The following is a 15,057-nucleotide window of genomic DNA, read 5'->3' as shown; positions in this document are numbered from 1 at the left end:
TCATTCACCCACTCGCAGGACGGAGCCGAGGGACCGGCGGCGGCCGGTCACGGCGTGGAGGAACGCGCCGGCGACGGCGACGACGGCGAGACCGGCGGCCAGCAGCGCCGGTGCGGCCAGGTCGAGCTCGTACGCCCGTACGGCGAGGTCGCCCGCGTAGCCGCCGAGGTCGACGCCGGGTCCGAGGGCGGCGGGCAGGGCGAGACCGACCGCGAGGCCCGCGCCCGCGGTGAGCACGATCAGCGGGGCGATCTCCAGCACGGTGAGGGTCGCCGCCTGGCGGTGCGACAGGCCGAGGGTGCGCAGGTACGACAGGGCACGCGCCCGGTCGGCGGCCCCGACGACCAGTGCGATCACCACGGTGAGCAGCGCGTACCCGGCCAGGGCGACGGTGACGAGGCGGAAACCGTCCTTGATCGTGGCGGGGAGCGGAGCCGCGGCTATCTTCCGGAGCGTCTCTTCGAAGGTCACCACCATGACGTCCGGCAGGTCGCCCACGGCGGCCCGCAACCGCCCGCCGTCGATGTCGTCGCCCCCGTTCCCGGCTCCCCGGATGAGCAGCATGGTGGCGTGCGACCGGGCGCCGGCCCGGGTGGCGGCGTCGTAGGGCACCACGATCAGGTTGTTCGTGACGCGGGTCAGGCCCGGCAGCCCGCCGGTGATGACGCCCCGATTGACGAGCTTCATCCGGACGTGCCAGCCGATCTCGAAGGTGGTCAGGTGCGCCAGGTCGGGGGAGACCAGGACGGGAATCTCCTGCGCCGAACCGTTCTGGGCGGCCGGGGTCGGCAGCGGGGTCGAGGGCGGGGTCGACGGCGTGGTCGACGGCGGGTCCGGTGGTGGGCCGGGCACCTTCAGCGGGGAGCCGGCGGCGATGCGGCGGTAGGCGTCGAGGTCCAGGGCGATGACGGTGGCGTTCCGCCCGCCGTACCCGACCTGTGCCGTCCCCTTCTGCGCGGGCAGGACCTCCCGCACCCCCGGGACCTGCCGGATCTTCTCGATCACGTCGGCCGGTAGTTCGGCCGCACGCTCGACCCGCGCGTCGGCGCCGGTCGTCTGCCAGGCGGCCAGGCGCTGGGTGGCCTCCAGCGTGCCGCCGACCACCGCCCCGTACACCGAGACGGCGAGCGCGGGCAGCAGGATCAGCACGGGCAGCGCACTGACCGACCTGGCCCGCGCCGCCAGGGTCAGCCCCACGAACGGCACGGCCCCCCGGGCCCGCGCGGCGAACCGCACGAACAGCCGCAACGGGTACGGATAGCAGCGCAACGTGACGAGTGCCGCGGCCACCGTGAGCATGACCGGGACGAGCATCAGGAAGGGATCGGCCTCCCGGGCGGCGCCGCCGGGGGAGAGGCCGGGGGAGAGGCCGGGGGCGCCGCCCGTGGCGAGGCCGGTAGAGAGATCGGTGGTGAGGCCGCGGGTGCGCAGCAGGTATGTCCCCGCCAGCGCCAGGACGACGACCAGCACCTCCAGCGCCGTACGCCTCGGCGAGCGGCGGCGGCCCACCACATCGTCACGCCGGCCCGGCAGCGGCGTGCGATGGGCGACCGCCAGGCGGGCCGCCGCGAAGCCCACCGCGGCGACGGCGAGCAGCGGCGGGACGGCGTGCACGACCGGCGTGACCGGCCCGGACAGCAGGGACGCCGACAGCGGGTACGACAGTCCGTACCCGGCCAGGACCGCCGGGACGGCGGCCAGCGCGACCGCTCCCGTGCCCGCCGCGACGACCTGGCCGAGCGAGGCGCCCCGCGCCCGGGCGAGGGACAGGGCCTCGCGCATACGCTCGGTCAGCAGTTGGACGGCGAGCGCGATGACGCCCCCGGCCACCGCCACCAGGCCGCCGAGGATCAGGAACATCAGCGCCCGGGCGGTCGCGAGCCGGGTCAGGAACCCGGCGAGCACCCGGTCGAGCGCGGTGTCCAGGAAAAGCTGCGCGGAGGCATCCGCTCGGTGGGCCGGCCCGCTCAGGGCGCGCCGGTAGTCGGCCATCCCCTCGACCACCGAGGCCGCGTCGCGCGCGGTGACGGCCGAGCGGTCCACCGTGATGACCCAGCCGTAGACCAGGTCGCGGCCTCCGAGGATCAGCTGGCGGAGGGAGCCCTCATGGGTGAGGGCGGTGATGCTCAGCTCGTCGCGGTCGGCCCCGGGGACGGTCCGCGTCGTGACCTCGGCGATGTCGCGGTTGTGCTGCCAGAACCGGTCGCCCGGGACGGTCGGCGCGATCGGCTCGAACAGACCGGTGACGCGGCCGAGCAGGGGCTGGCTGTTGCCCAGCACGAGCGTGGCGCCGACCTGGATGTCCATCTTCTCGGCCGCGCTCCGGGCCAGGGCGATGTCGAGCCGCCTGGCGTCACGCAGCTCCGGGTGGCCCGGGACGCTCGCCGCCGGGTTCGGCGGTCCGGGCGGCGATCCCCGCACGTAGCGGACGCGGCGGTCGGCGTCGGGCACCCAGCCCACGTTGACGTACTGGCCGCTCCGCGGTTTCGCTCCCAGCCGCGCCGTGACCGGCGTGCCGAGGGTCTTGGCCACGAACCGGCTGCCGGCGTGCGGTCCGGTGTCGACGATCTGGGTGAGGGACGGCGGCAGCATGGCCCGCCACTCGCGGTCCCTCTCCCGGAACCCGTTCTCATCGGTGAGGTAGTGCCCGGGCCGGTTCGGGCGCATCACGACGGTCAGGTCGGTCGCGTCGGCGCTGATCTCCTCGAGAGCGCTGCGCGCGGCCCGGTCGGAGGCGCCCTCGAACCACCGGGGCAGCCCGGTGACCAGCAGCGACGCGCTCAGCGCCAGCAGTGCGAGCACGGCCGCCGCGCCCCGGTGGACCCTGAGCAGGAGCAGCGGGTTCATCGGTCCTCCCCGGCGCGCAGGGCGCCGCCGAGGCCCTGACGGCGCAGCGTACGGGCCAGGCCCGCGACGATCCAGAACAGCACGACGGCGAGGGCCGCCGGCATCGCGATGGTCGCAGCCCACGGCACCTGGAGCACCACCCCGGGGGTGGCCGAGGCCGCCTGGCCGGTCAGCACGATGTGCGGGACGACCAGCGCGGCGATCCCCAGCGCCAGCCCGGTCCCGGCGATGAGCGACAGCCCGATCAGGAACGCCTGCTCCACCGCCAGCAGCCCGAAGACCTGCCGGGAGCTCACCCCGAGGGCGCGCAGGATCGCGAACTCCGCGACCCGTTCTCGCGCCGTCACGGCCGCGTTGACCAGGAAGCCGAGCAGCGCGAAGACCAGCGCGGCGGCGAAGCCCAGGACCAGCGCGCCCTGCAGGCCGCCGGCCAGCGGATCGTCCCTGAGACGCTGGGTCAGCGAGCCGAGGTCGACGACGGTCTGCTCCCACTCCGGATGGCGGGCCAGCTCCGCCGCGGCCTGGGCCGTCTCACCGTCCCGGGTTGACATCCACCACTCGGCCGGGGCGCGCGGCTCCCGCACGGCGGCGAGGTCGGCGGCGAGCAACGTGGGGAGGTCGGCGAGGACGGCGGGCACCCCGGCGGGCGTCCCGGGCATCGCCCCGACGACGCCGGCGACGGTCACCTCGACCGGCTGCCCGTCCAGGGTCAGCGTGCCGGTACGGCCCTCGGCGAGCTTCTCGCGGGCCGCGAGGTCCGCGGTGATCACCACCGGAATGGGACCGGCCGGCGGGCCGCCCATGGGAGCGGCGCCGGCCGGCGGGCCGCCCGAGGGAGCGGCGGCGGTCAGGCTGACGTATTCGGGCTCACCTGAACCACCGGGACCGGCCTCTTCACCGGGACCTTCACCGGGACCGGGCTTCTTCGGCGCGGGCACGGCGAGGGTGAAGACGCCCCCATCCGTCGTCACCCGTACTCCGGCGTTTTCCCCGGCGTTTTCTCCGGTTTCTCCGGCGATGCGGCCGTCACCGCGCACGCCGTGCTCCCACCGCAGGCCCTCGGGCGGGGTGACCGGGGCGCCGGCGTCGGTGGAGATCGAACCCACTGCCAGGTTCACGCCACCGCCCCCGCCACCGCCGGGCGCGCGGACCGGGATCCGCACGACGAAACCGCGGATGCCGAGCGGGTAGCTCAACTTGCCCGACCGTCCGGCGAGCCCGCCGAGGTCGACGGTGAGCGGGTGCGGCTCGCCGTCGGCGGTGAGCGGCCCGACCGTCACCTGCTGGTGCACTCCGAGGGCGTCCACGACCACCATCCGGAGCTCCAGGCCTGAATAGTCCCGGCTCGTGGCCGGCGGGTCGGGGCGGAGCCGTACGGACAGGGTCAGCTTCGCCGGAGTGCCGGGAAGCGGGACGGCCGAGATCGCCGGGCGTCCCGCCACCAGGCGTGCGGCCAGGTCGCCGCTGCTGCCCAGGTCGGGACGGAGCATCAGCATCGGGCCGAGCTTGGCGGCGTCCGCGGCGACCAGGGTGCCGTTGCCCCCCGAGGAGGCCCCGGAGAAGGTCAGCGCGCCCCGGTACACCGGCGTGAGCGCCGTCACGCCGGGCAACCCGGCGTAGACCGCGCCCCTGCCGAGCCTGCCCAGCTCGCCGGACTCCGGTGCCGACGACACGCGCAGATCGGCGGCCGCCTGGTGCCGGGCCTGGTCCACCTGCGAGCCGCGCCAGGTCGCCGCCGTCGTCATCGACACCCCGCCGATGGCCACCGCCATCGTGAGCAGGAGGGCGGGACCGGAATACCGCCCCGGACGACGGCTCACCTGCCACGCGCCCAGCGCGGGAGCCAGGCCCGGCCGCCGCGAGGTGAACCGCTCGGCGAGCCGTGAGACGCGCGGCACCAGCCGCAGGCTGAGCATCCCGCCGCAGAGCAATGCCAGGGCGGGCCCGGTCACGATCAGCGGGTCGATGCCGAGACCGCCGCCGGACGTCGCGGTCACCGGTGCGCCGTAGCGGCGAAGCTGCCAGATCGCCAGCGCGGCCACCGCCAGCAGCGCAACGTCGCCGCCCGCCCGCTGCAGCAGCCCCTGCCGGTCGCCGCGGCCGCGCGTCGCCTGTTCTTCGACATATGTACGGCGGGCGCCGCGCAGGGCGGGCAGCGCGAGCAGCGCGGCGCAGGCGAGCGCCACGGCGGCCGCGACGCCGAACGTCGCGGCGCCCGGGTCCGGGGCGATGTGGACCCCGGAGGCGCGGATCCACGGGATCGCGTCGATCAGGCCGAGCAGTGGCGGGGCCAGGAACGGGGCCAGCACCGCGCACGGCACGGCCACCAGCAGGGCCTCCCCGGCGGCCAGCAGGGCCAGCCGCACGCTCCCCGCCCCGCGTGAGCGCAGCAGCGCCACCTCCATCCGCCGGTGCTCGGCGAGCAACCGCGCGGTCAGGACCAGCGCGTACGCCGCGAGCAGCAGCAACTGCAGGACGGGCACGAGCATCGTCGAGCGCGCGACCAGCGCCGCCCGGTCCAGCTGGGTGAGCATCTCGGGCAGGCGGGTGTTGGTCTCGCAGGCCGAGCAGTCGCGTTTCAGCGTCTCGCCCAGCCCGGCGACGGAGGCGGCGAAGGGCCGCAGCCGCTGCGGCGTGAGTCCGCCGAGGTCGGGCACGGCCGTCCAGGTCGCGGTGACGCTGGTGCCTCCGGTGAACCTGGCGAGGAAGGTCTCCCTGGGCACCATGAGCGGGCCGTAGGTGGTGTAGTCGCCGTGCTCGACGCCCCGGCGCAGCAGTTCGTCGCCGTCCCACCGCCCGGAGTAGGGGGCGTCGAGCTGGAAGACGCCGGTCACCCTGGCATGCACGGCCGTACCGTCGAGCCGGCCCACCATGCGGAGCTCGTCGCCCACGCCCAGGTTCATCGCCTGCGCGGCCGGCTGGGAGAGCGCGACCTCGACGACATCGACGACGCGGTCCTTGATGCCGCCGGAGCCGGAGTCGGAGCCCGAGCCGGAACCGGAGCCGGAGCCGGTGTCGGCGTCGGGCCGCGGCCAGGCTCCCTGGACGAGTCGCGCGTGCCGTTCCAGCTCTTCGTCGACGCCGAAGCGGGTCAGCTCGGGATGCTTGAGCCGTTCCTGCCCGGGGAGGGCGTAGGAGTCGGAGCGGGCGCGGAAGGCGACGTCGTACGGCACGCCGTCCCTCTCGCCTCCGTCCTCGCCTCCGTCGCCCGAGAGGGTCGCGAGATGGCCGTGGATGACGCGTTCCACCTCGGCGAAGGTGTCCTGCCGGATGGGAGCGTTGATCGTCGTCGCGACGGTCTCCGTCGGAGCGTTCTCCATCGCCCGCCGTACGCCGACGTCGGCGACCGAGGAGGCGTACATGGCGAGCGCCACCAGTGTCGTGGTCGCCAGCAGGATCGAGCCGAAGGCGGCCAGGAGGAGTAACGGCTCGCTGAGGGCACGCCGCACCACCAAAGGTGTCCGCACCCGCATCGACCGCCCCCTCCCGATCTGCCCCATTTCGACGACTCACCCTAACGGTCATGCGCCGGGTGCAGTAGATCTCAGATCAGCCCGAGAAACGGCGAAATACGCGCATATAGGCGGAGAGAGTCGGCCGGTCGGCCCTGATCAGCGCGACGCGACCGGCCGTTCCCCAGGTCCCGGAGAAGGCTGGCGTGCCGCTGCCGTCCGCGTGAGGACGGCGAAGGTGTCGGCGGCCATCCGACGGGCGTCGAAGGCGGCGAGCGCCCGGACCCGCGCCCGTCGTCCCAGTTCCCGCCGTGTCCCGGCATCGGCCACCAGGCGGCGCAGCGCGGCCGTCAGCGCGGCCGGATCCCCCGGCGGGACGACGAGGGCGTCGGACCCGACCTCGGCCGCGGTGTCCCCGACCGCGGTGCTGACACACGGCAGGCCGTGCCCCATCGCCTCCAGCAGGGTCAGCGACAGCGCCTCATTACGCGACGGCAGGCAGAACACGTCGACGTCACGCAGCAGCGCGCCGACATCCTGGATGTGCCCGATGAAGGTCACCGGCAGGTCCTCCGCCGCGTGGGCCAGCACGTCCCGGTCCCGGCCCCGCCCGGCCACCACGATCCGGATCGGCAGCCCCTCCTGTGTCAGCTCGGCGGCCGCCTGGATCAGCAGATCGAAACCCTTCTGCGCGGTCAGGCGGCCGACTCCGCCGATCACCACCGGACTCCGGTCGCGGAGACACACCCCTTCGGCGGGGAGATCCACTCCGCTGCGCACCCGGACGATCGGGGCGCCCGGCGCCAGCCGCGCGAGCTGTGCCGCGATCGCCGCGGAAGGAGCGGTGAAACAGCTCACCCGGCGGTAGGCGTCGGCCGGGCCCGGCCCGTCCGCACCGGTCAGATGAAGCGTGGCGACGGTGGGCGCCACGTCGGCGGCGGCCATGAGCGCCGCACGGTTACCGCCGGGATCGACCAGGTTCACATGCACCACGTCGGGAGCCAGCCCGACCAGCGTCCGCGACAGCCACGGAGCCACCGGGCGGTGCCGCGACGGCGGTACCACCACCACGTCGGCCGTCTCGCCGACCGCCGCGCACACCGGCCCGGCCACCGGATCGCTGACCACGACCGTACGGTGCACCCCGGCGGGCAGGTGACGGACGAGCAGCGTCGCGTACACCTCGGCGCCCCCGAAAGCCTCACTGTCGATCACGAACGCGACATGGCGCACGCCCCCACCTCCTCCCGCGTGCCTTCCCATCCGGGAAGATCGCTACGAGGAGGGGGCGGAAATCTTGGGCCGGGCCATACCTCAGCCGGCCATACCTCAGCCGGCCCATGCCAGCAGCGGTTGGATCCGTTCGGGCCGGCGCAGCGTGCCCAGGGCCTGTCGTTCGAGCTGGCGCACCCGTTCCCGGGTCAGCCCGATCCGGTCGCCGATCTCCTGGAAGGTGTGCGTCTTGCCGTCGCTCAGCCCATAGCGGAGGCTGACGATCAGTGCTTCGCGTTCGGGTAGCCGGTCGACCAGCGCACGCAGCTCCTCGGCCAGCGCCCGCTGCTCCAGCAGCTCCGAGGCGGGGGCGACCCGCGCGTCGGCGATCAGGTCGCCGACCCGGGTCTCCTCGTCGTCCAGCGGAGTGTCCAGGCTGACGATGTCGCGGCTGATGCGGTGCAGGTCGTGCAGCTCCGCCATGGTCAGGCCGGCGGCCTCGGCGAGTTCGGCGTCGGTGGGTTCGCGGCCCAGCCGGGTCTCCAGCTCACGTTCCAGGCGGTTGACCTTCGTCACCTGGTCCACGACGTGGAGGGGCAGCCGGACCACCCGGCTCTTGTCGGCCAGGCCGCGATCGATCGCCTGCCGGATCCACCACATCGCGTACGTGGAGAACTTGTAGCCCTTGGCGTAGTCGAACTTCTCCACCGCGTGGATCAGGCCGAGGTTGCCCTCCTGGATGAGGTCGAGCATCGGCCAGCCCCGGTGGTAGTACTTCTTGGCCGCCGCCACCACCAGGCGCAGGTTGGCCCGGAGCATGTGGTCCTTGGCCCGCTCGCCGTCCGCGGCGGCCGCCTCCAGATCGGCACGCCGCTCCGCGTCGAGGCCGTCCCCGGCGGTGGCGTTCTCGTCGAGGAGATGGCGGGCGTACACACCGGCCTCTATCCGCTTGGCGAGGTCCACCTCCTGCCCGGCGGTGAGCAGCGGCGTCTGGCCGATCTGCTGCAGATACTGCCCCAACAGGTCAAGTTCGTCATAAGGCTCGTACGGCTCGGCCCTACCCATCACGGTCACCCCTGCGGTCCGCCGATTCCCGCGGTGCCAATGCCCCTCCCATGCCCAGCCCGTCGGCCTCGACACGTGGATCGGGCACGCGTGCGGGTAGGGATTGCGAAACCGGAACCCGGATTGGTGGGAGGTGAGCCGCGACATGTCTGATCAGGTTTTCCTCGGGGAGATGCGGCAGGTCCTGGACGAGGTGTACCGCGACCGCGACAGCGCCGCGGTCCGGGACGTCTACGCCCGCGCGTCGGCCCATGTGCATCTGACCGCGGACAGGCTGGCGCTGCTGAACGAGATCCCGGAGGACGGCTACACCCGGGAGGAGATGGCCGAGGCGATCGACCAGGTGATCATGCGCCGGGGCGCCCAGGACACCCTCGGTCTGCTCCAGAGCCCGAACCGGTAGACAGCGACCGCCCGTATGAACGCCCCCGGCTTCAGCGGTCGCCGGGGAAGACGGGGGTGCGCTTCTCGAGGAAGGCGCGCACTCCTTCCCGCCCGTCGGGCCGCGCCGCGGCCTCGCGGATCGCCAGGGCCTCCTGCCGCAGCGCGGTCTCCGGCGCCGGGGTGGCCACGCCGCGCAGCAGCCGCTTGACCGTGACCTGGGCGGCGTGGGACCCCGCGACCAGCTGGGCCACGACCCGATCCACCGCCGCGTCGAGTTCGTCGTCGTCGTGCACCTGCGCCACCAGCCCCGCCCGGTGCGCCTCCTCCGCGCTCAGGACGGGGTTGAGCAGGGCGAGGTGCAGGGCGTGATGCAGGCCGAGCGTCGCGGACAGCAGGCTGGTCCCGCCGTCGACGGTCAGCCCGACCTTGGTGTAGCCCAAGGTGAAGCGGGCGGAACTGGCGGCGAGCACCAGATCGGCCGCCGCCGCGAGCGGGAAGCCCGCGCCCGCCGCCGTGCCGCGCACCACCGCGATCACGACGGCGTCCAGGCGCATCAGCTCGCTGACGATGCGGTGCAGCGCGTCGGCGAGATCGTCGATGTACGCCGACACGTCGTCGGCGGCGGCGAAGGACGCGAGATCGCCGCCCACGCTGAAGAATCGTCCCTCGGCGGACAGCACGACGACCGGCGCCCGGTCGGCCCTGGCCCGCTGGATCGCCCGCCACAGCGCGGCGGCGCCCACCTCGTTGAGCGCGTTGCCGTGCTCCGCGTCGGCGAGCGTGATCCAGGCCGCGCCGTCGCGGAACTCGTACGTCACCGGGTCCTTGGCGTCCTCGGTCATGTTCTCCCCTTCGCCGCCCATGCTTCAGGCTCCTGTCCTACCAGCTGATCCGGCGAACCACGCGAGCGGGGTGAACCATGCAGCGGGGCACACCTTGAGGCGCACTCGGAAGCCAGGTGACCCCCCAACCCCTCTCCCGTGATCTTGCATGTTTCGTCGGGAGCCCTACTCCGGCATTTAGCGGAAATACGGATTAAAAGGACATTACGGGGAGAGATGGCCCCCATTGTTCTGTCGTGATATGGCAATACTTCACTCAATGCCCAATATGTCTGTTTTGTGGCTGGCGGGGCAGGTTATCAATGGATTCCAGGAGATGGCGCTCGTGCGCCGTCAAATGGCATTTCCTCGGCATAGAGGAAATGAATCCGATTCAGGATGAATTCTGTACGGGGGAAACGCAGATGCTCGCATTCCGAGACATCATGGCCGGCCTGGCCCTCAGCACGGCGTTGGCCGGAGGGGCCGTCGGCCTGGGTGCGTTGATGGGCACCACCGCCGCCAGCGCCGCTGTCGTCCAGGAGGGCTACGGCTCCGCCTGGCCGCATGACTGCTGCCGCTGCGACGACTGCCGGTGCGACCGCTGCTGCCGGTACGACGACTGCCGGCGTCACGACTGCTGTCACTGTGACGGCTGCTGCCAATGCGGCCATTCCGGCTGCGATGGCGGTTACCCGCGGTAGCACGGACCTGAATTCTCTTCGGAAACAAACAGAGCTCCGGTCGAGTCTCGGCTCGCCGGAGCTCTGGCCGCTTCATGGGGTCGCTTCATGGGGGTCGGCCCGGTCAGGTGGCAGGCAGGATCTGCCGCAGACGGCCGGGGGGCGTGTGACGCGGCTGCCATTCCCGGGGGTAACCCAGGGAGACCTCCTCGAAGCGGACGCCGTCGTGCCAGGAGGTCCGGGGAATGTGCAGGTGGCCGTACACGACGGCGGCGGCCCGGAAGCGCAGGTGCCAGTCGGCGGTGTGCGTGGTGCCGCACCAGATGGCGAACTGGGGATAGCGCAGGACCTGCGTCGGATCACGCACCAGGGGATAGTGGTTGACCAGCACCGTCGGCAGCCCGCCGGGGCGCTCTTCGAGGCGCCGCTCGGTCTCCTTCAGCCGGGCGGCGCACCACGCCGCACGCGACGGGTACGGATCGGGGTGCAGGAGCATCTCGTCGGTGCAGACGACCCCGGTCTCGTGGGCGAGCGCGAGCGCCGCCTCCACGGTCGTCACGCCCGGCATGCGGAAGGTGTAGTCGTACAGAAGGAACATCGGGGCCACGACGACGGGACCGCCGGGGCCCTCCCAGATCGGGTACGGATCCTCGGGGGTGGCCACGCCGAGCGAGCGGCAGATCTCGACGAGGCGGCGGTAGCGTGCCTCGCCCCGGAGCTGGGACGGGTCGCGGGGATGGGTCCACAGCTCGTGGTTGCCCGGCGCCCACACGACCTTCGTGAACCGCTCGCTGAGCAGCCGCATCGTGCGTTCGAACCCGTCCAGGAACTCGCACACGTCACCGGCCACGATCAGCCAGTCGCCGGGAGATCCCGGCCGCAGCGCGTCGACGACGGCCCGGTTCTCCCGGTAGCCGATGTGGAGGTCGCTGATGGCGACGAGTCGCTCACTCGGCAACGGCGGCCCACCTGAAACGTCGGTGCATCGCTAGGTCCTCGCTAGGTCCTCGTCGTCCGTCCGGGCTCGTGTCCCTGATGCCGGCTGTGGCCCTGGTTTCGTCCGACGATGTCACAGGAGTCCGGGCGTGATCAACCTAGCCGACGACGCCGGAGGCGCCGGGAGGCCAGATCCCGACGTGCAGGAGCCTGTGCGCGTAGAAATACGCCACGAGCTGGCTGCGGTTGCTGCAGGCGAACCGGTCGAGGAGCTTGCTGATCCGCTCCGCCACGGTGTATCTGCTGAGATGCATCTCATGGGCGATTCGCGTGGTCGTGTACCCCCTGGCCAGCATGACGATCAACCGTCTGTCGCGATCATTTATCAGACCGCCGGAAACGAGATCCATCAGAAGTTCCGGGTCGGATTCCACGCATGCGTCCATGTTCGGCGCCGGGTCTTTCGCCTGGCGTGCCCGGCCGGTGCCCAGTACGAGAAACCCGGCCAGATCGATCGTCGCAGGACCTTCCCGGGCCGCCTGGCGGTGGAGCGTCCGCACCAGGGAGAGCGCTGCGATGGAGACGTCGTCGACCCCGGCCTTCGATTCGAACCACCGCCAGTCGCCGTCGGGATTCACCTCGAGGAAGACCGGCCCGTCCCCGGTCAGCAGGAAGTCGAAGGCGCCGTAGCGCAGCCCCCAGAGCCCGGCGAGCCTGTGCACCGCCTCGGCCACGGGCTCGGGGACTGGCGTCGGAGATACCGCGACCGACGCCGCGTCGCGCCAGATCGCCTCCGGTGCGGGTTTGCCGACGCGGAAGGCCCGGATCTCGCCGTCCAGGTAGTAGACGCGGATTTCCGCCCAGTGCTCGACGTACTCCTGGACGATCACCGGCGCGTCTCCTACGGCGAGGTTCCCGGCTCCGGCGCCGTCGACGATTTCCGGGAAGATCCCCTCCATGGTGCCGGGTTCGGTCTCCACGAAATGCCGATCGAGGGCCTTGACGATGATTCGCTCGCTCGACAGTTTCGCGCTCGCCGCACCCGGGTCGGTCGTGACGATCGTCCGCGGGGTGCGGATCCCCGCCCGTCCCGCGCCGTCCAACTGGACCAGCCGCCCCGGATCGTAGCCGTCGGGCAACCGTACGGCTGACAGCGACGACACCTGGTCGACGAGGGCACCCCACGAGTCCGCCCGGAACAGGGAGAGCGCCGAGCCGTTTCCCCCGGGGAGCGCCCGCGGTGAGAAATGCCGTACCCAGGTGACCGTGGGGATGATGCGACGCCCGTCGACCATCAGCGAGCCGTCCTCGAGCCGGCTGCTGATCCGCAGGTCGGCGATCGATTCGACGTCGATGCGCAGGCTCGGCACGCCGAGCGCCCGCAATCCCCGCTGGAGCACGGGGAATTCGGCCAGCCCCGCACGATCCACGAGGACCACGCAGGGCAGGGCGACCGCGGGATCGATCTTCGCCGGGAGCTGCCAGGTCACGCCGGGGCGGCCGGCCGGCATCCGCAGGGTGTACGGATCATCGCCGGGTCGCCGCTTGAAGTTCACTCGGGTTCCACCGCCTCGGGCCGCCAGCCGCCGGGGATGACCTCGTCCATGTGCCGATGGTCATCGGGCCGGCGCGGCCGCACAATCACCCCTCTGTCGTTCGGCAGATGGGAATCGCGCGTCGACCCGGGTCCGACCGGCATCACCAGCCCACGTTTGTGGGGTTGTGTCACCTCCTTGTCACCAGGCCATACTCGACCTGCGACGCCAGGGAGGAGACGAGCGGCGAGCACGCGTGGTGGACCGGGATGCGCGCAGGTGAGGCGGAGTGAAGGGTGGAGCTGTGTCGAGCGACGTGGTGACGGCTGAGGGGTTGACCAAACGCTATCGGCGTAGCGAGAGGCCGGCCGTGGACAACGTCTCCTTCGAGATCGCGCGCGGGGAGACCATCGGGCTCCTCGGGCCCAACGGCGCGGGGAAGACGACCCTGATCAAGATGATCTGCGGAGTCACCATGCCCAGCTCCGGCCGGGTCCGGGTCTTCGGCGCGGATCCGGTGCGCCAGCCGGTCGCCGCCAAGAGCGGCATCGGGGCGATGCACCAGACCGGCCCGTTCGACATGATGCTGCCGGCGCTCGACAACCTGCGGATCGCCGCCCGCTTCCGGGGCCTGAGATGGCGCGATGTCCGGCCGTGGGCGTTGGAGGTGGCGGAGTTCCTCGGCGTGACGGAGGCCCTGCCGCGGATCTGCTTCCAGCTGTCCGGCGGTCAGCGGCAGCGGTTGCAGCTGGTGCGGGCTTTGATCACCATCCCGCGGCTGCTGATCCTGGACGAACCCTCCGCGGGCCTGGACGTGGCGGGGCGGCACCAGATCGAACGCTTCGTGACCTGGCTACGCGAGGAGCACGGGGTGACCGTGCTCTGGACCAGTCACCACATCGAGGAACTGGAGCGCAACAGTCAGCGCGTCCTGGTCGTCGACCATGGGCGTGTGCTCCGCTTCGCCAAGCCGCGTGAGCTCGTCGAGGAGTTCGGCAGCACCCATCTGCTGGTGATAGTCGAAGATCCCGAGGCGAGCCGGGCGGTGGCGGCCTGGGCGGACACGGCCGGGCTCACGGCCGAGGCCGAGGACTCCGAGGTGCGCATACACGGCGCCCGAGCACGGGACGTGCTGCCGGAGCTGTCCCGACACTGCCAGGACCACGGAGTCGCGATCGCCGGAGTCTCCACCGTTTCGGACTCCCTGGAGCAGGTCTTCCTCCGGATGACCGAGAAGGAGGGGTGACCCATGGTCGCCAGGCTGACGTTCGGCAACGCCCCCCCGAGCAGAACCGCGAAAGCGGCCGACCTGTCCGCGGTGCTGTACCGGGAGTACGCGCAGCTCGCCCGCAACCGGGTCTACCTCATCCTCGGCCTGACGCCGATGCTCGTCTACCTGCTGCTGGTGAACACCTCGCTGAGCAACCTCGTCGGCGTCGTCGACTACAGGGGCGTCGAACTGCGGTTCGCGGTCTTCCTTCTCCCCATGGTGCTGGCGATGTCGGTCGTCAGCGCGTCGGGGACGTCCAGCATGGCGGTGTTCCAGGAGGAGATGAGCGGGGTGGCGACCCAGCTGTGGTCCTACCCGCTGCGCAGGTCGCGGTTCCTGCTCGGCAAGCTGATCGCCGGAGTGTCGATGGTGCTCGGGCAGAGCCTGCTGGGCCTGGGGGTGGCGGTGCTCATCTTCGAGTTCCCGTTCGACCTGGAAGGCTGGCTCGGCCTGCTGGTGGCGCTCACGCTGGCCTCCCTGTCCATCAACGGGCTGTACCTGGCGACGGCGCTCACGATCACGGACTACCAGACCTTCATGGTGCTCTCGAACGTGTCGCTGTCCGTCCTCGTTTTCAGCGCCCCGTCGCTCTACACGGTCGACAGCATGCCTCTGGTGCTGCAGTGGGTGTCGGTGATCAACCCGCTCACGTACGCGATCAACGCGATGCGGGACGCCGCGGTCTTCGGCTTCGCCGCCGCGTGGCAGGCCATGCTCGTGATGGCCGTGATCGCGGTCGTCAGCTACACCGTGGGCGGCCGCGCCCTGCTCAACCGCGCTCGCGACATCTGATCTCGCAGGTCCGACCAAGAAGATCCTCGGGACACGACCTCGGCAGGGATGATTAGGCAG

11 protein-coding genes are annotated in these 15,057 nt (G+C 71.9%); 4 read left to right on the top strand and 7 right to left on the bottom strand.

The window, feature by feature from the left end:
• From Mth01_RS01010 to Mth01_RS00995, 4 genes are all read right to left on the bottom strand, one after another.
• Positions 1-2,847, bottom strand: a complete 2,847-nt coding sequence (locus Mth01_RS01010) for a hypothetical protein (RefSeq protein ID WP_204009794.1) — start codon at positions 2,845-2,847, stop codon at positions 1-3.
• Complete coding sequence (locus tag Mth01_RS01005) at positions 2,844-6,347, bottom strand: ABC transporter permease (protein WP_204009791.1); 3,504 nt, start codon at positions 6,345-6,347, stop codon at positions 2,844-2,846. The genes Mth01_RS01010 and Mth01_RS01005 overlap by 4 nt, the downstream gene beginning before the upstream one ends.
• Before the next feature lie 111 nt (positions 6,348-6,458).
• A complete protein-coding gene (locus Mth01_RS01000; RefSeq protein ID WP_204009788.1) occupies positions 6,459-7,532 on the bottom strand; it encodes a glycosyltransferase family 4 protein in 1,074 nt (357 codons plus the stop codon).
• A 96-nt stretch (positions 7,533-7,628) separates the two neighbouring features.
• On the bottom strand, positions 7,629-8,576 hold the full coding sequence (locus Mth01_RS00995; RefSeq protein ID WP_204009786.1) for a sigma-70 family RNA polymerase sigma factor: 948 nt from the start codon (positions 8,574-8,576) through the stop codon (positions 7,629-7,631).
• A 145-nt stretch (positions 8,577-8,721) separates the two neighbouring features.
• Here Mth01_RS00995 and Mth01_RS00990 point away from each other — a divergent pair, with 145 nt between their 5' ends.
• On the top strand, positions 8,722-8,979 hold the full coding sequence (locus tag Mth01_RS00990; RefSeq protein ID WP_204009783.1) for a hypothetical protein: 258 nt from the start codon (positions 8,722-8,724) through the stop codon (positions 8,977-8,979).
• Between the two features lie 31 nt (positions 8,980-9,010).
• Here the strand turns inward: Mth01_RS00990 and Mth01_RS00985 are convergent, their stop codons facing one another.
• Positions 9,011-9,823: an enoyl-CoA hydratase/isomerase family protein gene (locus Mth01_RS00985; RefSeq protein WP_204009781.1), complete on the bottom strand. Its 813-nt coding sequence runs from the start codon at positions 9,821-9,823 to the stop codon at positions 9,011-9,013.
• 383 nt (positions 9,824-10,206) lie between these two features.
• On the opposite strand from Mth01_RS00985, the gene Mth01_RS00980 reads away from it, so the two are divergent.
• A complete protein-coding gene (locus Mth01_RS00980; protein WP_204009778.1) occupies positions 10,207-10,485 on the top strand; it encodes a hypothetical protein in 279 nt (92 codons plus the stop codon).
• 103 nt (positions 10,486-10,588) lie between these two features.
• Here the strand turns inward: Mth01_RS00980 and Mth01_RS00975 are convergent, their stop codons facing one another.
• Positions 10,589-11,422: a metallophosphoesterase family protein gene (locus Mth01_RS00975; RefSeq protein WP_204009777.1), complete on the bottom strand. Its 834-nt coding sequence runs from the start codon at positions 11,420-11,422 to the stop codon at positions 10,589-10,591.
• 136 nt (positions 11,423-11,558) lie between these two features.
• The gene (locus Mth01_RS00970; protein ID WP_204009776.1) at positions 11,559-12,956 is read right to left on the bottom strand and encodes a LuxR C-terminal-related transcriptional regulator; all 1,398 of its coding nucleotides are present in this window, start codon (positions 12,954-12,956) and stop codon (positions 11,559-11,561) included.
• Positions 12,957-13,239: 283 nt separating this feature from the next.
• On the opposite strand from Mth01_RS00970, the gene Mth01_RS00965 reads away from it, so the two are divergent.
• On the top strand, positions 13,240-14,181 hold the full coding sequence (locus Mth01_RS00965) for an ABC transporter ATP-binding protein (protein ID WP_204009775.1): 942 nt from the start codon (positions 13,240-13,242) through the stop codon (positions 14,179-14,181).
• Between the two features lie 3 nt (positions 14,182-14,184).
• Entirely contained in the window at positions 14,185-14,997 is an 813-nt protein-coding gene (locus Mth01_RS00960) for an ABC transporter permease (protein ID WP_204009773.1), read from the top strand.
• The last annotated feature ends 60 nt before the right edge of the window (positions 14,998-15,057 follow it).

This window comes from Sphaerimonospora thailandensis (assembly GCF_016863115.1).
Lineage (GTDB): Bacteria > Actinomycetota > Actinomycetes > Streptosporangiales > Streptosporangiaceae > Sphaerimonospora > Sphaerimonospora cavernae.
Note: the sequence above shows the minus strand (reverse complement) of the source record. Positions and strands in the feature narration are given on the sequence as shown.

Bases quoted from the DNA above. Each gene is read 5' to 3' on its own strand.
- Mth01_RS00960 (WP_204009773.1), top strand. From the start codon at position 14,185: ATGGTCGCCAGGCTGACGTTCGGCAACGCCCCCCCGAGCAGAACCGCG.
- Mth01_RS00995 (WP_204009786.1), bottom strand. From the start codon at position 8,576: ATGGGTAGGGCCGAGCCGTACGAGCCTTATGACGAACTTGACCTGTTG.
- Mth01_RS00985 (WP_204009781.1), bottom strand. From the start codon at position 9,823: ATGGGCGGCGAAGGGGAGAACATGACCGAGGACGCCAAGGACCCGGTG.
- Mth01_RS00980 (WP_204009778.1), top strand. From the start codon at position 10,207: ATGCTCGCATTCCGAGACATCATGGCCGGCCTGGCCCTCAGCACGGCG.
- Mth01_RS00990 (WP_204009783.1), top strand. From the start codon at position 8,722: ATGTCTGATCAGGTTTTCCTCGGGGAGATGCGGCAGGTCCTGGACGAG.
- Mth01_RS01005 (WP_204009791.1), bottom strand. From the start codon at position 6,347: ATGGGGCAGATCGGGAGGGGGCGGTCGATGCGGGTGCGGACACCTTTG.
- Mth01_RS01010 (WP_204009794.1), bottom strand. From the start codon at position 2,847: ATGAACCCGCTGCTCCTGCTCAGGGTCCACCGGGGCGCGGCGGCCGTG.